This is a genomic window from Sphingobium sp. LB126, from assembly GCF_002795205.1.
In the GTDB taxonomy this organism is placed as follows: domain Bacteria; phylum Pseudomonadota; class Alphaproteobacteria; order Sphingomonadales; family Sphingomonadaceae; genus Sphingobium; species Sphingobium chungbukense.
Genome location: NZ_NETV01000001.1, coordinates 1,551,408 through 1,569,280 on the forward strand (window position 1 = coordinate 1,551,408; position 17,873 = coordinate 1,569,280).

12 protein-coding genes are annotated in these 17,873 nt (G+C 64.0%); 10 read left to right on the forward strand and 2 right to left on the reverse strand.

The annotated features are described in order from the left end of the window. Positions 1-21: 21 nt before the first annotated feature. From CAF53_RS07615 to CAF53_RS07660, 10 genes are all read left to right on the forward strand, one after another. On the forward strand, positions 22-1,458 hold the full coding sequence (locus CAF53_RS07615) for a phosphomannomutase/phosphoglucomutase (RefSeq protein WP_100237731.1): 1,437 nt from the start codon (positions 22-24) through the stop codon (positions 1,456-1,458). 366 nt (positions 1,459-1,824) lie between these two features. Next, positions 1,825-3,129 carry an outer membrane protein transport protein gene (locus tag CAF53_RS07620; protein WP_100237732.1) on the forward strand — a complete coding sequence of 435 codons (1,305 nt, stop codon included), beginning with the start codon at positions 1,825-1,827 and terminating at the stop codon, positions 3,127-3,129. Positions 3,130-3,240: 111 nt separating this feature from the next. Then, positions 3,241-4,401 carry a flavodoxin-dependent (E)-4-hydroxy-3-methylbut-2-enyl-diphosphate synthase gene (gene ispG / locus CAF53_RS07625; RefSeq protein ID WP_046762086.1) on the forward strand — a complete coding sequence of 387 codons (1,161 nt, stop codon included), beginning with the start codon at positions 3,241-3,243 and terminating at the stop codon, positions 4,399-4,401. Positions 4,402-4,417: 16 nt separating this feature from the next. Next, entirely contained in the window at positions 4,418-5,326 is a 909-nt protein-coding gene (locus CAF53_RS07630) for a DMT family transporter (RefSeq protein ID WP_046762087.1), read from the forward strand. A 10-nt stretch (positions 5,327-5,336) separates the two neighbouring features. Continuing rightward, a complete protein-coding gene (locus tag CAF53_RS07635; RefSeq protein WP_046762088.1) occupies positions 5,337-5,828 on the forward strand; it encodes a GNAT family N-acetyltransferase in 492 nt (163 codons plus the stop codon). A gap of 231 nt (positions 5,829-6,059) precedes the next feature. Next, positions 6,060-8,381 carry a DNA translocase FtsK 4TM domain-containing protein gene (locus tag CAF53_RS07640; protein ID WP_100237733.1) on the forward strand — a complete coding sequence of 774 codons (2,322 nt, stop codon included), beginning with the start codon at positions 6,060-6,062 and terminating at the stop codon, positions 8,379-8,381. Between the two features lie 520 nt (positions 8,382-8,901). Further along, positions 8,902-9,555, forward strand: a complete 654-nt coding sequence (locus CAF53_RS07645; protein ID WP_100237734.1) for an outer membrane lipoprotein carrier protein LolA — start codon at positions 8,902-8,904, stop codon at positions 9,553-9,555. A gap of 431 nt (positions 9,556-9,986) precedes the next feature. Then, on the forward strand, positions 9,987-10,784 hold the full coding sequence (gene xth, locus CAF53_RS07650) for an exodeoxyribonuclease III (RefSeq protein ID WP_046762091.1): 798 nt from the start codon (positions 9,987-9,989) through the stop codon (positions 10,782-10,784). Then, positions 10,784-11,842: a GTP cyclohydrolase II gene (gene ribA, locus CAF53_RS07655; protein ID WP_100237735.1), complete on the forward strand. Its 1,059-nt coding sequence runs from the start codon at positions 10,784-10,786 to the stop codon at positions 11,840-11,842. Before xth ends, ribA begins: the two co-directional genes overlap by 1 nt. Then, positions 11,839-12,339, forward strand: coding sequence for a L,D-transpeptidase family protein (locus CAF53_RS07660; RefSeq protein WP_100237736.1), 501 nt, complete (start codon positions 11,839-11,841; stop codon positions 12,337-12,339). The genes ribA and CAF53_RS07660 overlap by 4 nt, the downstream gene beginning before the upstream one ends. Positions 12,340-12,352: 13 nt before the next feature. On the opposite strand, the gene CAF53_RS07665 is transcribed toward CAF53_RS07660, so the two are convergent. Together CAF53_RS07665 and mutS are read right to left on the reverse strand one after the other, a co-directional pair. Continuing rightward, a complete protein-coding gene (locus CAF53_RS07665; RefSeq protein WP_100237737.1) occupies positions 12,353-15,112 on the reverse strand; it encodes a [protein-PII] uridylyltransferase in 2,760 nt (919 codons plus the stop codon). Positions 15,113-15,121: 9 nt separating this feature from the next. Beyond that, on the reverse strand, positions 15,122-17,773 hold the full coding sequence (mutS, locus tag CAF53_RS07670) for a DNA mismatch repair protein MutS (protein WP_100237738.1): 2,652 nt from the start codon (positions 17,771-17,773) through the stop codon (positions 15,122-15,124). Positions 17,774-17,873: the final 100 nt, after the last annotated feature.

A 17,873-nucleotide genomic window follows, 5' to 3' on the forward strand; every position in this document is an offset into this window, starting at 1 on the left:
TCGTGTAAGGGAGAGGATGTCATGGCCCACCGCTTCCATCCCACGCTCCTGCGCGAATATGACATGCGCGGGGTGGTCGGGCGGACCCTGACCGAAGCCGATGCCTATGCCGTCGGCCGCAGCTTCGGCACGATCGTCAGGCGGAGGGGCATCAGCCCGGCGCGCGGATCACGGATTGCGATCGGCTATGACGGGCGGCTGAGTTCGCCGGCGCTGGAAGAGGCGGTCGTGAAGGGGCTTCAGGACTCCGGCACGAACGTCGTCCGTATAGGTCTCGGCCCAACGCCCATGCTCTATTATGCCGAAGCGGTCCTGGATGTGGACGGCGGCATTCAGATAACCGGCAGCCATAATCCCGCCGATCACAACGGCTTCAAGCTGGTGCTTCAGCACAATGCTTTTTTTGGGCCGGACATCCTGGAAATGGACGCCATGGCCGCGGCGGGCGACTGGAGCGAAGGCGCCGGCACCGTCGAAACCGTCACGATCATGGACCGCTATGCCGCGCGGCTCGTGGAGGGGTTCGACGGCGCCGCCTGGCGCATCGGGTGGGATGCGGGCAATGGCGCCGCGGGTCCTGTTGTCGACAAGCTCGTCAAGCTCCTTCCAGGTGAGCATCATGTGCTGTTCACCCATGTAGACGGACATTTTCCCCATCATCACCCCGATCCCACTGTCGAGGCCAATCTGGCTGACCTCAAGGCGCTTGTCCGCTCGAAGAAACTCGATTTCGGAGTAGCCTTCGACGGCGACGGCGACCGGATCGGCGTGATCGACGGCAAGGGCCGGGTGATCTGGGGCGATCAGTTGCTGGGCATCTTCGCCGAACTGGTGCTGAAGGACCGTCCGAACGCCCCGATCGTCGCGGATGTGAAGAGCAGCCAGGCGTTGTTCGACCGCATTGCCGAACTGGGAGGACGGCCGCTGATGTGGAAGACGGGCCACAGCCTCATCAAGTCCAGAATGAAGCAAGTTGCCGCTCCCCTGGGTGGCGAAATGACCGGCCATGTCTTCTTCGCGGACGATTATTACGGCTATGACGACGGGCTCTACGCCGCAGTGCGCCTCATCCGGGGCCTCACGCGGCTCGGGCGGAGCCTTGCGGCGCTGCACGATGCCATGCCTGCGCTCATCAACACGCCTGAAATCCGTTTCCCGGTGGATGAAAGCCGCAAGTTCGCGGTGGTGGAGGAAGTGCGCGATCGTTTGCACAGGGTCGGCGCAGAGGTCGATGAAACCGATGGGCTTCGGGTAAGCACTGTCGATGGCTGGTGGCTGCTGCGCGCATCCAATACGCAGGATGTGCTGGTGGCGAGGGCTGAGTCAGCAACGGAAGCGGGCCTGACGCGCTTGATTGCCGAAATCGATTCGCAATTGGCCGATTCGGGTGTGATTCGCGCGTTTCAGGGCCCCGATCGACATTCCATGGGCAAAAATGACGCCATCGCACATGAATGAAGGCAGGAATTCCGTTACGAAAAGCGGGCAAAGGGATGACGATTGCATGAAATGCAACCAGCTCTTCGTTTTTCGCATTTGCGGTAATTCCCGCTGCACCGCAAAAGGGACGGGCCTTTCAGGCATCCTCTCCTAAAACTTTCAAGCCGTCCTCTGGGCGGCTTTTTTTTGCCCTGCCAGGATCGGCCAATTGCGCTTCCTGCCGTAGCGTCCTTCCCGCAACAGGAGGAAGGTAAAGCGCGAAGGCGCGAAAATTAGGGCTTTTCGAACGTTAATTTAATCATATTGCTTATACAGGCAGGGCTTTCAGGGGCCGTTTCACGGTAGGAGTTCATGCCACAGGTCGCACTCAGGAGAGGAATTGTCATGCCATTGCGCCGTCCGATCATTGCCAGTCTTTTGCTAACCGGCGTGTTGGCGCTGCCCGCTCCCGCCCTGGCGGGTGGCTTCTACCTTCAGGAACAATCCGCGATAGAAACCGGCCGTGCGCTGGCGGGCGCGGGTGCCGCGGCGGACGATCCGTCGGCCATCTTCTTCAATCCCGCCGCGATGACCAACCTGTCAGGCATCCAGACCTCGATCGGTGGCAGCGCCCTCATGGCTTCCGCGCATCAGACCAATCGCGGCACCAATCGCACCGTGCCGACGCTGCCGGGGGTGAAGGTGCCCGTAACGGGCAATGACGGCGGCAATCCGTTCGAAAAGGTCATTCCCATTCCCAGCTTCTATGTGACGGGCCAGGTCACCGACCGCCTGTGGCTGGGCGTGGGGGTCAACGCCCCCTTCGGTCTGAAGCTGAAATATGACGACGGCTTCTTCGGCCGCTATGACTCGCTCTACACCAATCTCAAAACCTATAATATCCAGTCCAGCGCCGCGTATAAGCTCAACGACAATTTCTCGATCGGCGGCGGCGTCGACGTGCAATATGTGAAGGCGACGCTGACCAACGCCCTGCCCCAGCTTTCGCCCCTGGCCCCGGCCGACGGTTTCGCGCGGCTGAAGGGCGATGACTGGTCGGTCGGCTGGAACGCAGGCCTGTTCTATACCAACGGCGCCACCAATGTCGGCGTCTCCTACCGTTCGGGCATCAAGCACAAGCTGACCGGCACGCAAACCATATCGGGGCTTCTGGGTCCGATCGCCGCGGCCAACAGCGCGCTGGATGCCTCGGCGCCGCTCGACCTCCCCGATATCGTCACCGTGGGGTTCATGCACCGCCTGACCCCGAACCTGCGCGCGATGATCAGCGGCCGCTGGTATAATTGGTCGAAGTTCAAGGGCATCGCCATCACCTCCGCCGCCGGCACCTCCAACAAGGAACTGGATTACAAGGACAGCTACAGCGTCAGCCTGGGCGGCGAATATGATGTCAGCCCCGCTCTGACCCTGCGCGCGGGCACGATGTTCGACCGCACGCCGACCAATGCGCAGCATCTGACGACCCGCGTGCCCGATGGCGACCGTGCCTGGCTGACGGGCGGGGCGACTTTCAACATCTCGCCTGCCTTCGCGCTCAACGTCAGCTACGCGCATACCTTCGTGGAAAAGGCGAACATCATCCGTCCGGACAGCTATTATCCCACGCCCGCGACCGTGACGGCGACCACTTTGGCGCAGACCAGCGGCAATGCGGATCAGGTCGCGGCATCGCTGACGGCCCGTTTTTGATGAAGGAGCCGTGCCGCTCGTTTCGGCTTTGCTGAAACGCAAAACAGCTCGCGCTTCTAACTTTCATCATTAATCCCTATAGGGGCTCCATCATCATGGAGCCCCTTTTTCATGTCCGATCATAATCCCGGCCTGCGTCCCTGGCGCGACATCGCCCGCCGCCAATGCCGCCAGATCATGGTCGGCGATGTGCCCGTGGGCGGTGGCGCCCCGGTCACGGTGCAGACGATGACCAACACGCCGACCCACGATGTCAAGGCGACGATCGACCAGATCCGTCGCTGCGAGGAAGTGGGCGTGGACATTATCCGCGTCTCCTGTCCCGACGAGGCATCCACGGCAGCCCTCAAGCAGATCGTCCGCGCCGCCCGCGTGCCGATCGTTGCCGACATCCATTTCCATTATAAGCGCGCGCTGGAAGCCGCCGATGCGGGCGCCGCCTGCCTGCGCATCAACCCCGGCAATATCGGCAGCGAGGCGCGGGTGAAGGAAGTGGTCGACGCGGCCAAGGCCAATGGCTGTTCGATCCGTATCGGCGTCAATGCAGGCTCCCTCGAAAAGGACCTGCTCGAAAAATATGGTGAGCCTTGTCCGGAGGCGCTGGTGGAAAGCGCGCTCGACCATATCAAGCTGCTCCAGGACCAGGATTTCCATGAATATAAGGTCGCGGTGAAGGCGAGCGACGTCTTCCTGGCCGTCGCCGCCTATATGCAGTTGGCAGAAGCGGTCGATTGTCCGCTTCACCTGGGCATCACCGAGGCGGGCGGGCTGATCGGCGGCACGGTGAAGAGCGCGATCGGCATCGGCAACCTGCTCTGGGCCGGGATCGGCGATACCATCCGCGTCTCCCTTTCCGCCGAACCGGAAGAGGAAGTGCGGGTCGGCTATGAAATCCTGAAATCGCTCGGCATTCGGACACGTGGGGTCAAGGTCATCTCCTGCCCCAGTTGCGCGCGTCAAGGTTTCGACGTGATCCGAACTGTGCAGGCGCTGGAGGAACGGCTCCAGCATATCCACACGCCCTTATCGCTGTCCGTGCTGGGCTGCGTGGTGAACGGCCCCGGTGAGGCGCGGGAAACCGATATCGGCCTGACGGGCGGCGGCGCGGGCAAGCATATGGTCTATTTGTCCGGCCTCACCGATCATACGATTCAGGACGAAGGCATGATCGACCATATCGTCAGCCTCGTGGAAGCCAAGGCGGCGGAGATCGAAGCGGCAAAGCTGGAGGCTGAAACCACCGACGCGGGAAAGGCGGAAGCGGCGGAATAAGCCGCTTTCCTCCACCATGATGGCGACCCGCTCCGTCCTTCTTCCCTTCGCGGTCTGTTGCCTGGGGGTTACGCTGTTTTCCGTGATGGATGCGGCGATGAAGGGACTGAGCCTTTCCATCGGCCTTTTCAACGCCCTGTTCTGGCGCGCCGTGGCGGGTAGCGTGCTGGGGCTGGCATTGATGCTGCTGACCCGGCAGCGTTGGCCGGACCGAACGGTGCTGCGGCTGCATCTGTTGCGTGGCCTGGTCGTGGCGGCAATGGCGAGCCTGTTCTTCTGGGCGATCATGCGCTTGCCTTTGGCCGAAGCCATAGCGCTGTCCTTCATCGCGCCGCTCATCGCGCTCTACCTCGCGGGGCTGTTGCTCAAGGAGCGGATCGGACGGCGGGCGATCGGCGCGTCGATGCTCGGACTGGTCGGCGTCGGCGTGATCCTGTCCGGACGGATGCGGGGCGATTATGATCTGAACGCCCTGATGGGGGCGGGTGCGGTGCTGCTTTCGGCAATGCTGTTCGCCTGGAATCTCATTCTTCAACGGCAACAGGCGCAGTTGGCTTCACCCATAGAGGTCGCCTTCTTCCAGCATATCGTCATGCTTGCCGTATTCGCTCTCTTCGCCGTGATCGCCCGATGGACGCCGGTCGTATCGGGCGGCGGGTCATGGGCACTGATCATTCTGGCGGCGATCCTTGCCTTCACGTCGCTGGCGGCGCTTGCCTGGGCCTATGCGCGGGCAGAGGCGCAGGTCCTGATCCCGGTGGAATATACCGCCTTCGTCTGGGCCGCGATCATCGGCTGGCTGGCCTTTGGCGATCGGTTGACGCCGACGACCATGATCGGTGCGCTGCTGATCGTGATCGGATGCCTGATCGCGTCCCGCACAGGACCGGCCGGGCCGCCGCATGTCGAACCGTCGATGGCCTGAAAGGAAAAGCATGACCGTCACCATCCGCGAGGCCGTTCGTTCCGACATCGGAGCGATCCACGGTTTCATCCTTGCCTTGGCCGACTATGAAAAATTGTCCCACGAGGTGAAGGCGGAGCGTGCCAGCCTGGACAAATATCTCTTCGGTCCGCGTCCCATGGCCGAAGTGCTGATCGCGGAAAATGACGGCCAGGCCATCGGCTTTGCGCTTTTTTTCCACAATTTCTCGACCTTCGAGGGGCGGCCGGGAATTTATCTGGAGGATTTGTTCGTCATCCCCGAAGCGCGGGGCCTGGGCGCGGGCAAGGCGCTGCTTTCCCGCCTTGCGCAGTTGGCGCTGGAGCGCGATTGCGCGCGGCTCGAATGGTGGGTGCTGGACTGGAACGAACCGTCCATCGCCTTCTACCGTTCGCTGGGCGCCCGGCCGATGGATGAATGGACGGTACAGCGCGTCGACGGCGAGGCGCTCAGCGCCTTGGCTTCAGCGCATCCTGCACGCTAACGCCCAGCAACACGGCGGTAAAGCCGCCAAGCGCGACGATGACGAGGAGGGGATAAACGGTGGCGATCATGGCGAAATCTCCTTGTTCCACCGCTTTTGCGCGGTCCTGCGCCACATCGACATAAGGAATGTTACGGAGCCGGTGGGACGAGCCGAGGGGGCGGACTCTTGACGGGGACTCCCTCCCCGGCGCATTGTGCCGGACCGGAACATTTGGGGGACAAGAAAGGCATGGCTGTCGGCCGTGGAGCCAAACGCACGCCGGAATGGCGCGAAATGCTGAAACGCAGCCTGATCCGCAGCGGCGCGCTGATCGGATCGATCGCGCTGATCCTCGCGACCCTGTTCCTGGCCCTGGCGCTGCTCAGCTATCAGCCGAGCGATCCGTCGATGAACACGGTGGCGGGCGAGCAGGTGCAGAATATCATGCAGGCCCCTGGCGCCTGGGTGGCCGATTTCCTGCTCTGGCTGCTGGGCGTGCCGGTGGCGCTGGTGCTGCCGCTGATGGCCATCACGGCGCGGCGGCTGTGGGGCGATCAGGACATGAGCGGGTGGAAGGCGCAGTTCGGCAAATGTTTTGCCGGCATCGTGTTCGTCGGCATAGCCCTGGCGCTGTTCCAGATCAATCCGCTGGTCGGTCTGCCCGCCGGATGGGGCGGCATCATCGCACTGGTGACGGCAAGGGGAGTCATGAGCCTGACCACACAGGCTCCCGCCGCGCAGGGATGGATCACGGGCATATTGGTCGTGCTGACGCTGATTGCGGGCGCGGTCTGCTGGTATCGCAGCCTCGCCCTGGAAAAGCCGATCATCGCGTTGCGCAGGCCTTCGCTGCCCCGTCTGTCTCTGCCCCGACCGGCTTTCGCACTGGCGGTTCCCGCGCCGGTGGTCGATGCGGATGAAGAGGATGAGCTGTTCGAGCGTGTCGCCGCGCCGCGCAAGACCGTCTCCAACGAGCCCAAGCCACCGATCAATATCCAGACGCCCAAGCCCGCTCCGGTGCAGCGGAGCATGGCGCCGGTCAGCCAGGACGATCTGTTCGGCAACAGTTCCCTGCCTTCCCCCGACCTGCTCAATCCGATTCCGGCGAGCCAGGGCGCGAAGATCGACAAGGCCGCTCTGGAGCGCAATGCGCGCCTGCTGGAGAGCGTGCTCGACGACTTCCATGTGAAGGGCAATATCGTCGAGGTCCGCCCCGGCCCGGTCGTCACCATGTACGAACTGGAACCCGCGCCGGGCATCAAGGCGAGCCGCGTGATCGCGCTGGCCGACGATATCGCCCGCAACATGTCGGCGCTGTCCGCCCGCGTGGCGACGATTCCGGGCCGCACGGTGATCGGCATCGAACTGCCCAACGCGAACCGGGAAGGCGTGTCTTTCCGCGAACTCATCACCAGCGAGCAGTTCGGGCAGGAAGCGACCCTGCCGATCATCCTGGGCAAGAATATCTCGGGCGAACCGATCATCGCCGACCTGGCGCCTATGCCGCATCTGCTGATCGCCGGTACGACGGGTTCGGGCAAGTCGGTGGGTCTCAACGCCATGATCCTGTCGTTGCTTTATCGCATGACGCCGGACCAGCTGCGCCTGATCATGATCGACCCGAAGATGCTGGAACTGTCGACCTATGACGACATTCCGCACCTGCTCTCGCCGGTCGTCACCGAACCGGCCAAGGCGATCCGCGCATTGAAATGGGCGGTGGAGCAGATGGAGGACCGTTATCGCATGATGGCGTCGATTTCCGTCCGCAACCTCGCCAATTATAACGAGAAGGTCCGCGCCGCGAAGGCGAAGGGCAAGCCCTTGGGGCGCCGCGTGCAGACCGGCTATGATCCCGAAACCGGCAAGCCGATCTATGAGGAGGAGCAGCTCGATTTCCAGCCGCTGCCGCAGATCGTTGTGGTGGTGGACGAGCTGGCCGACCTGATGATGACGGCGGGCAAGGAAGTCGAATTCCTGATCCAGCGGCTTGCCCAGAAGGCGCGCGCTGCGGGGATCCACCTGATCCTGGCGACGCAGCGGCCCTCGGTCGACGTCATCACTGGCGTGATCAAGGCGAACCTGCCGACCCGCATCAGTTTCTTCGTCACGTCGAAGATCGACAGCCGCACGATTCTGGGTGAGCAGGGCGCCGAACAGCTGCTGGGCAAGGGCGACATGCTCTACATGCATGGCGGCAAGGGCCTGATGCGCATCCATGGGCCCTTCGTGTCGGACGACGAGGTGCGTGTGGTGGCCGATCACTGGCGCGCCCAGGGCCAGCCCGACTATATCGCTGCCGTCACCGAGGAACCGGAGGAGGGCAGCTTCGCGCTCGACGGCGTCGACCTGGGCGACGACAGCCCCGATGCGCAGCTCTTCCGCAAGGCCTGCCAGCTCGTTTTCGAGAATCAGAAGGCCTCGACAAGCTGGCTCCAGCGCCAGTTGCGCATCGGTTACAACAGCGCCGCCCGCCTGATCGAGCAGATGGAGGAACAGGGCCTGGTGGGTCCGCCCAACCATGTCGGCCGCCGCGAAGTGCTGCGCGATGAAGGCGGCAACCCGCTCTGATCCTGTCGGCGTGAAAAATTTTCATTTGGGCTGATGCGAAAAAGTCACTGCCCATTTCGCTCTGAAACGGGATTTTGCGTGGCTCTTGGGCCTTTTGTGGGCCCGCAAGGCAGGTGGGGAGCCGCAGAAATCCCTGATTTTCAAGGCTGATTGCATTTCATGCAATCGCTCTTGATTTCTTCGCATTTGCAGCGAAGCGCGATTTGCCCGATGAGGGACCTGCCTTTCAGGCATCCTCTCCTAAAAACTTTCAGGCTGGTCTTCGGATCAGCCTTTTTTTTGTCATCGCTCCCCGCTAAGCAGAAGCCGCTACCGCAGCGCCTAAAAAATAAATCGGGAGAGGGGCCGCCGGAAAGACCGGCACGGGCGAAGCGGGAGCAGAGGGGGATTGAGCGGCCGTGCCGCTCTCCCCCTTGCCGTTCGAGCCAACCGGTTGTTACTTTTATGGAACGAGTGGGTTCACAGCGGGTTCAACCCCTGCCACCTACGCTCTTCATCCCGAACAACCGGAGATAATTGCATGAAGCGCATCCTTGCGCCCTCCACCCTGACCCTGGCTTCCCTGATGATTGCCGTCGTGCCTTTCGCGCTGCCGACGACATCGGCCATGGCGCAGGCGGATCAGTCCGACCTCTCGAAGGTCAACGCCTATATCCGCGCCGTCACCACCATGACCGCCGATTTCGCGCAGACGGATCGCAACGGGCAGACGCTGACCGGCCAGCTCACCATCAAGCAGCCGGGCAAGATCCGCTTCCAATATCAGAAGGGCGTGCCCCTCCTGATCGTGGGTGACGGCAAGGCGCTGACCATGATCGATTATGAAGTGCGCCAGGTGCAGCGCTGGCCGATCGGCAATTCGCCTCTGGGCGCGCTCATCGATCCCAACAAGGACCTGTCGAAATTCGGCAAGGTGATCCCGACCAGCGATCCCACCATATTGAGCGTCCAGGCGCGCGATCCCAAGCGGCCCGAATATGGCACTATCACCATGATCTTCAAACGCGACGCGGCGAGCCCGGCGGGCTTGCAGCTGTACGGCTGGGTGGCGCTGGACTCGCAGAACAATCGGACAGCGGTCAAGCTTTCCAACCAGCGTTATGGCGTGCCGGTGGCCGATTCCGCCTTCCGCTGGACCGATCCTCGACCCAAGGGGCGCGCAGCGGGCGGTTAAGCGGGTCACAGCTGCGACGGGCCGAGAAGTTTTCAGAACCGTTCATCTGAGGCTCATATCCCCAGTCCTAAAAAGAACTCCACGGCGCGAGACGAAACCGGGATTTCCCCCCTGTTACCCGGAACCCCGCTCCCGCCGCAAAGCGCTTCAAGGGCGCGATCGAGGCCCCCGTTCCATGCCCCCGGAGCGGGGGCCTTTTTGTTATGTGTCGTCATTTGGCCCAAGGAGGGCTGCAAATAGCGGCTTTCTGCGCTTCCGGTGCTCACGACCTGTAAGGTCGCTGCGTTTAAACGAGGCGCGTGACTCGTTTAAAGGTTCTCGAAATCCACTATTTTCGCTCCACTCTGGGCCAAATGACGACACATAGCGCCTCGCGTGATTGCAGGCCCACCACCCTTGCGCGGGAGGGCGGAGGGTCTTAGTGGATCACCATGTCTCAAACGCTCAGCATCGCATCCTGGAATATCAACAGCGTTCGTGCCCGGCTCGATATCGTCGAGCGTTTTCTGAAGGAGGAGGCGCCTGACATCCTCTGTCTTCAGGAAACCAAGGTGGTGAACGAGATTTTCCCCACCGCGATGTTCCGGCAGCTTGGCTATGTCCATCAGGTGCTGAACGGCCAGCGGATGCACCATGGCGTGGCGATCATGTCCAAGGTGCCGATCCATGAGGATGATCGCCTCGACTGGCAGGCCAATGGCGAGGCGCGCCATGTCGGCGTGCGCCTCGACAATGGCGTCAGGATCGAGAATGTCTATGTGCCTGCCGGCGGCGACGTCGCGGACCGGGAGGTAAATCCGAAATTCGGGCAGAAGCTCGATTTTCTGGAGCGGATGATCCAATGGTCCTCGGGACTGGAGGACAAGCCGACGATATTGACCGGCGATTTCAACATCGCGCCGATGGAATGCGATGTCTGGAGCCACAAGCAATTGCTGAATGTGGTCAGCCATACGCCAGTCGAGTGCGCAATATTGGCGCGGTTGCAGGCGTCGAACGACTGGGTCGACATCGGCCGCCATTTCTATCCCGCGCCGCAGCGGCTCTACACCTGGTGGAGCTATCGCGCGAAGGACTGGGCGGAATCGGATCGGGGACGGCGGCTCGACCATATGTGGATGACCCAGGATGTGGCGGGCAAGGCGATCAGCCACCGCGTGGTCGAACCGGCGCGCAACTGGGGCAAGCCGTCCGACCATATTCCGATCATCACGGAATTCGCCTTCTGATGAGCGCGCGCGCTGCCGCTCGCGCCATCGACGCGCTGCGCCGGGGCTGGCCGGTGCGGGTGCAGGCCGCAGACGGCGCCTTGCGGCTGATGGCGGTGGAAGGGGCGGACGCGGTGACGCTTGCCGGATTCGATCCGGGCGCTGAAGCCGACATATTGATCTCCGCCGCGCGCGCGCAGACGCTGAAGCTCGCCAACCAGATCGCGGCGGCCGACCCTGATATGCCGGTGCTGGTGGCGCGGGCGCCGTGGATCGATGTCGACGTGGCGACGGCGATTTCCGACCCGGTTCTGGACCTTGCTTCGCCGCTCAAGGGCCCGTTCATGGCGAAGCCGCTGGCCGCGCCGCTGGCGGCCAAGGCGGCCCTGCGCCTGGCGCGGCTGGCGGGCATACTGCCTGCCTATTTCGCGACCTCGGAGGGAGAGGCGGAGGCAGAGGTGAGCGCCGCCGACGTCGACGCCTATGACGATGCCGTGCATCTGGCTATCGCGACGCGCGCGCGCCTGCCCGTATCGGCCGCCGAAACCGCCGAGATCGTCGCTTTCCGTAGCCCGGACGAACCACGCGAACATGTGGCGTTGATCGTCGGCCGGCGTGATTCCTCGCCGCCGGTGATCCGGTTGCACAGCGAATGCCTGACCGGCGACGTGCTGGGATCGCTGAAATGCGATTGCGGCCCGCAATTGCATGAGGCGCTGCACCGGATCGCGGACTCGACATGGGGTATCCTGCTCTATCTGCGGCAGGAAGGGCGTGGCATCGGCCTCGTTAACAAGCTGCGCGCCTATGCCTTGCAGGACCAGGGATTCGACACGGTCGACGCCAATGTGCGGCTGGGTTTCGCCATCGATGCCCGTGATTTTTCGGTGGCGGCGCGGATGCTGGACCTGCTCGGCGTGGGGGAAGTGCGGCTGCTCACCAACAATCCCAACAAGGTGACGGGACTGGAAGCGGCGGGAATCAAAGTGGCCGAACGGCTGCCGATCATTTTGCCGGCCAATCCGCATAATGAGCGCTATCTGGCCACCAAGCGCGACCGGACGGGGCATCAGTTATGAGCGTTGTCCGCGTCGATACGGGCGCGGGGCGGCTCTCTTTCGGTGCGATCGATATGCCCTGCACCATCGGGCGCGGCGGCGCCTGCGCGGCGGCGGACAAGCGGGAAGGGGATGGTTGCACGCCGTTGGGCGTCTGGCCGATCCGGGGCGTTTTGCTGCGGCCGGGAAAGGTGGATGCGACGGGCGTCCGCCTGCCGTGGCGCTGGGTGCGGCAGGGGGATGGCTGGTCCGATGATGTGGACGATCCGGGCTATAATCGGCCCGTGCATCTGCCGCATGCCTTTTCGGCGGAAAATCTGCTGCGCGACGACGATGCCTATGACGTGATCGTGGTGCTTGGCCATAATGACGCACCGCCGGTGCCGGGGGAGGGCAGCGCGATCTTCTTCCACCTGTCCGAAGGTCGTCCGACCGCCGGCTGCGTGGCGGTGGAACGGGAGGACATGTTGCGCCTTCTGCCGTTGCTGGTGCCGGGCGACGTGATGGAGATCGTTTAGCGCGCGTACGGTGCTAGGCCTGCTCCATCTCCGCCACTTCGCCGCTCGCCGCTTCGAGCAGCCGCCGTTCCAGCGTTTGCAGCCGCGCTTTGCTCTCGATCTTTCCGGCCAGCAGGTCGGTCACGTAGAAGGTGTCGACCGCCCGCTCGCCATAGGTGGCGACATGGGCGCTGTGCACCGTCACCTTCGACTGGAACAGCGCGTTGGCCAGGCTGAACAGAAGCGCCGGGCGATCACGCGCATTCACCTCGATCACGGTGAAGCGGTTCGACGCCTTGTTGTCGATCAGCACATTGGGCTCGATGCGGAACGCTTCGGCGCGGGTGCGGGGCAGGGGGCGAGCCTCCAGCTTGGTGATCATGCGGTGGCGGTTGGCGAGCGAATCCTCGATCGCCTTGCGGATGCGCGTCAACTGCTCCGGACTGTGGAAGGCGCCGCCCAGCGGGTCCTGCACCAGGAAATTGTCGATCGCGACCCCGTCGCGCGTGGTGTGGATGCGCGCGTCGATGATGTTGCCGCCGGCCAGATGGATGGCGCCCGCGATGCGGTAGAACAGCCCCGGATGATCGGCGGCATAGACCGTCACCAGCGTCGCGCCGCGTTGCGGATAATATTGCGCGGCGATGGAAAGCGGGGAGTCGCCCGCCTCCAGGATATGCTCCGCATTGTGGAAGAGGATGTCGTCGGGTTCCGCGATCCAGTAGCTTTCGGGGAGGCGCTTGCGCAGTTTCTCGAAATCCTCTTCGGAAAGGCCCAGCGCCTGACGCAGCGCCTGCTGCTTGGCCGTGACCCTTTCACTGCGGCCCTTCTGCTTATGGCCGAGGCGCAGCACCTCTTCGGCAGCCTCATAGAGATCGCCCAGCAACTGGCGCTTCCAACTGTTCCATACCCCGGGGCCCACGGCACGGATATCGACCACGGTCAGGCACAGCAGCAGCCGCAGCCGCTCCGGGCTCTGCACCACGTCGACGAAATCGAGGATGGTCTTGTAGTCGGCGAGGTCTCGCTTGAACGCGGTGGCCGACATCAGCAGGTGATGCAGCACCAGCCAGGCCACGGTTTCGGTTTCCGCCGGGGTAAGACCCAGACGCGGGCAGAGATGCTCCGCCACCTCCGCGCCCAATATGCTGTGGTCGCCGCCGCGCCCCTTGGCGATGTCGTGCAGCAGCACCGCGACATAGAGGACGCGGCGCGACACCAGCTTGCCCATCAGGTCCGCTGCCAGCGGATGATCCTGGTTCAATTCGCCCTTTTCGATCCGCGCCAGCAGGCCGACGGCGCGGATGGTGTGCTCGTCCACCGTATAATGGTGGTACATGTCGAACTGCATCTGCGCCACGACGCGGCGGAAATCGGGGATGAAGCGGCCGAAAACGGTCGACTCGTTCATCCAGCGCAGTACGGTCTCCGGGTCACGGGGAGAGGTCAGCACCTCCATGAAAAAGGCATTGGCGCGTGGGTCGCGTCGCACCTTGGCGGTGATCAGGCTGGCGTCGCGGCTGGCGGCGCGCATGGCGCTGGGATGGATGGCCAGTCCATGTTTGTCGGCCAACGCGAAGATTTCCAGCAGCCGGACCGGATCGTCCTGAAAAAACTGGTCGTTGGGCAGCGCCAGCCGCCCGCGGTCCAGCACGAAACCGTCCAGCCTCTTGGGCCGGCGGAAGAAGCTGGGGATATAGCGCCGGCCGCGCTCCGCCATCTGGTCGTCCAGATGCGCGAGGAACACGGCGGTCAGGTCGCCCACCGTCTTCGCGTTCAGGAAATAATAGCGCATGAAGCGCTCGACCCCCGAACGCCCGGCGCGCCCGGTGAAGTGCATGCGGGTGGCGGTTTCGAGTTGCAGGTCGAAGGTCAGCCGGTCCTCCGCCCGCCCGGTGATCATGTGCAAGTGGCAGCGCACCGCCCAGAGGAAATCCTCCGCCTTCTGGAACTGGCGCAACTCGCTTTCCGTCAGCAGTCCGACATCGACCAGTTCCGTGATCGATTTGACCCGGTTCACATATTTGCCGATCCAGAACAGCGTGTGCAGATCGCGCAACCCGCCCTTGCCTTCCTTCACATTGGGTTCGACGACATAGCGGCTGTCGCCCATGCGGCGATGCCGTTCGTCGCGCTCCTCCAGCTTCTCCGTGACGAAGGCACGGGCGGTGCCCTGCATGATTTCGGCGTCGAACCGGGCAGCCGTCTCTTCGTACAGCGCCCGGTCGCCCCAGATATAGCGCGCTTCCAGCAGGGCAGTGCGCACCGTCAGGTCCGCCTTGGCCATGCGCATCGTTTCATCGATCGACCGGCTGCTATGGCCGACCTTCAATCCCAGGTCCCACAGCGAATAGAGCATGGATTCGATGACCTGCTCGGTCCAGCCGGTCGGCTTCCAGGGGGTGATGAAGCCGATATCGACATCGCTGTGCGGCGCCATCTCGCCCCGCCCATAGCCGCCGACCGCGATCAGCACGATCCGTTCGCCGGTGCTGCGATTGCCCGCCGGGTAGAGATGATGCGTCGTCGCGTCGTAGAGCAGCCGCAAGATCTGGTCGACCAGGAAGGCGAAGGCGGTCACCGCCTCCCGCCCGCGGGTCGGCTTCTGGCTGAGGCGGCGGGCGACATCCTCGCGCCCGGCGTCGAGCGCGTCCTTCAATTCCCTCACGATCAGGCCGCGCAGCTTCATCTGGTCACCATGATGCTCCTGCGCCAGGGCGTTGATGCGGTCGGAAATGGCGCGCCGGTCGATGATCGCGCGCCTGGACCCCAATTTCGGAAACTGCATGACCATATGGCTTATCTAGTCTTCCTGACCGGCCGCGGCCAGTTGCTTGAGCCGATAGAGTTGATCGAGCGCCTCGCGGGGTGACAGGGCATCGGCGTCGATGCCCTCCAGCGCGGCACGCAGCGGATCGACCTTCGGTTCCATCTGCGCCGTCGCGGCGGCGAAGAGGGGCAGGTCGTCCAGCCCCGCCGCGATGCCGCCGGTCTTCGCCTTGCCCGCTTCAAGGCGGGCGAGCACATCCTTCGCCCGTTTGAGGACGGCGGGAGGAAGCCCGGCCAGCCGCGCCACCGCCAAACCATAGCTGCGGTCCGCCGGGCCCTCCGCAACCTCGTGCAGCAGCACCAGATCGCCCTTCCACTCCCGTGCCCGGACATGGTGGAGCGAGAGCGAGGAGAGCGTTTCCGCAAGCCGGGTCAACTCATGATAATGGGTCGCGAACAGGCAGCGGCAACGGTTGACCTCATGCACCGCCTCCACCACCGCCCAGGCCAGCGCCAGCCCGTCATAGGTCGATGTGCCGCGCCCGACTTCATCGAGGATCACGAAGCTGCGCTCGGTCGCCTGCGCCAGAATCGCGGCGGTCTCCACCATCTCGACCATGAAGGTGGAGCGGCCCTTGGCCAGATTGTCCGACGCGCCGACGCGGCTGAACAGCCGGTCGACCAGAGTCAGGGTCGTGGATTGCGCGGGGACATAGGCCCCGGCCTGCGCAAGGATCACGATGATCGCATTCTGCCGCAGGAAGGTGGACTTGCCGCCCATGTTCGGGCCTGTGACGAGCCAGAGCCGGTCTCCGGCCACCAAACGGCAGTCATTGGCGACGAAGGGCTGGCCGTCGCGGCGCAGCGCATCCTCGACCACCGGATGACGGCCGCCGGTGATTTCCAGACAAGGCTCTTCGCCGTCTTCGGGCAGGAAATGGGGCCGCTGCCAGCCGCCTTCGGCTGCGCGTTCCGCTAGCGCTGCCGCCACGTCGAGCCGGGCAAGCGCGTCGGCGGCGCGAGCGATCTCCGCCTTGCGGGCGAGGGTGGCTTCGATCAACTCCTCCAGATGCGCGGATTCGGCCACCAGCGCATGGGCACCCGCCTGCGCGACGCGGCTCGCCTGTTCGTGCAGGTCGACCGAATTGAAGCGCACCACCCCGGCCAATGTCTGGCGATGGGTGAAGCCGCTGTCGGGCTGCATCAACTGGTCGGCGGTGCGTGCAGGGACCTCGACATGATAGCCGAGCACGCCGTTGTGGCGAATCTTGAGCGAGGCGATGCCGGTCTGATCGCGATACTTCGCCTCCAGCGCGGCGATGGCGCGGCGGCCGTCACCGGCGAGGCGGCGCAGTTCATCCAGTGCCGGGTCATAGCCGTCCGCGATATAGCCGCCATTGGCGGTTTCGGTCGGCGGGCTGGGGACGAGCGCGCGGGACAGGCTGTCGACCAGCGCGCCATGCCCGTCCAGCGCTGGCAGCAATTGCATTAGCAGCAAGGGCTGGTCGGGCAGGCGCCCCATCCGTTCGCGCAGCAGCCGCGCTTCACCCAGCCCGTCGCGGAGCTGGCCCAGATCGCGGGGGCTTCCCCGGCCCATCGCGAGACGTCCCAATGCGCGCCCGATGTCCGGCAAGGCGCGCAGCGCCACGCGCAACTGGTCGCGCAACATGCCGTCCTCATGGAAGAGTTGCACCAGCCCCAAGCGCGCTTCGATGGCTGCCTGATCCATCAAGGGTGCCGACAGATCCTGTGCCAGCAATCGCGCCCCGGCGCCTGTTACCGTCCGGTCGACCGCGCCCAGCAGGCTGCCCGCCCGCGTGCCGTTCATGGTCGCCGTGATTTCCAGACTCTCCCGTGTCGCGGCGTCGATGGCGACATGGGCGCTGCTGGTCTTACGCATCGGCGGGGCGAGGAAGGGCAGGGTGCCCTTGCCCGCATGGTCGAGATAGTTGAGCAGCCCGCCCATGGCCGACAGTTCGGCGCGGCCGAACTGGCCGAATCCGTCCAACGTCGCAACGCCGAAGACGCGTTTCAGCGCCGCTTCGGCCCGGCTGCTGGAAAAGGCGGCGCGGTCGAACGGATGGGAATCGGGCAGCGCAAGTTCCAACCCGTCCGGCAACACGATCTCGCTCGGCCGCAGCCGCGCCAGTTCGGCGGCCAGGTCAGCCGCCCGCAAGGTCAGCGTCTCGAACCGCCCCGTCGAAATATCGGCGGCGGCCAGGCCATATTCGCCCGCTTCCTCGCCGCCCATTTGTGCCAGCGCGACCAGCATGTTGTCGCGCCGGCTGTCGAGCAGCGTTTCCTCGGTCAGTGTGCCCGCGGTCACGTAGCGGACGATGGCGCGCGCCACCAGGGACTTCGACCCGCGCGCCTTGGCCTCGGCCGGCGTCTCGGTCTGCTCGGCGATGGCGACGCGGTGGCCCGCCTTGATCAGGCGCGCCAGATAGGATTCCGCACTGTGCACAGGCACCCCGCACATCGGAATCGGTACGCCTGCATGCTCGCCCCGGCTGGTGAGCGCGATGTCGAGCGTCGCCGCCGCCGCCTTCGCATCCTCGAAGAACAGTTCGAAGAAGTCGCCCATGCGGTAGAAGAGAAGGCAATCCTGTGCCTCCGCCTTGAGCGCAAGATATTGCGCCATCATGGGCGTCGCCTGTTGCGTGGATGTGTCGATCGTTCGCGCCATGGCACAGCGGATAGCGTGAAGCCCGGCGTCATGCCAGTACTGCAAGAAAGAGCAGGAAAATTGCGCTTCTCGCACTTGCCCACAAGATATTCTTGCCGCT

Bases quoted from the DNA above. Each gene is read 5' to 3' on its own strand.
- CAF53_RS07665 (WP_100237737.1), bottom strand. From the start codon at position 15,112: ATGGTCATGCAGTTTCCGAAATTGGGGTCCAGGCGCGCGATCATCGAC.
- CAF53_RS07620 (WP_100237732.1), top strand. From the start codon at position 1,825: ATGCCATTGCGCCGTCCGATCATTGCCAGTCTTTTGCTAACCGGCGTG.
- ribA (WP_100237735.1), top strand. From the start codon at position 10,784: ATGAGCGCGCGCGCTGCCGCTCGCGCCATCGACGCGCTGCGCCGGGGC.
- CAF53_RS07660 (WP_100237736.1), top strand. From the start codon at position 11,839: ATGAGCGTTGTCCGCGTCGATACGGGCGCGGGGCGGCTCTCTTTCGGT.
- CAF53_RS07635 (WP_046762088.1), top strand. From the start codon at position 5,337: ATGACCGTCACCATCCGCGAGGCCGTTCGTTCCGACATCGGAGCGATC.
- mutS (WP_100237738.1), bottom strand. From the start codon at position 17,773: ATGGCGCGAACGATCGACACATCCACGCAACAGGCGACGCCCATGATG.
- CAF53_RS07615 (WP_100237731.1), top strand. From the start codon at position 22: ATGGCCCACCGCTTCCATCCCACGCTCCTGCGCGAATATGACATGCGC.
- CAF53_RS07640 (WP_100237733.1), top strand. From the start codon at position 6,060: ATGGCTGTCGGCCGTGGAGCCAAACGCACGCCGGAATGGCGCGAAATG.
- ispG (WP_046762086.1), top strand. From the start codon at position 3,241: ATGTCCGATCATAATCCCGGCCTGCGTCCCTGGCGCGACATCGCCCGC.
- CAF53_RS07645 (WP_100237734.1), top strand. From the start codon at position 8,902: ATGAAGCGCATCCTTGCGCCCTCCACCCTGACCCTGGCTTCCCTGATG.
- xth (WP_046762091.1), top strand. From the start codon at position 9,987: ATGTCTCAAACGCTCAGCATCGCATCCTGGAATATCAACAGCGTTCGT.
- CAF53_RS07630 (WP_046762087.1), top strand. From the start codon at position 4,418: ATGATGGCGACCCGCTCCGTCCTTCTTCCCTTCGCGGTCTGTTGCCTG.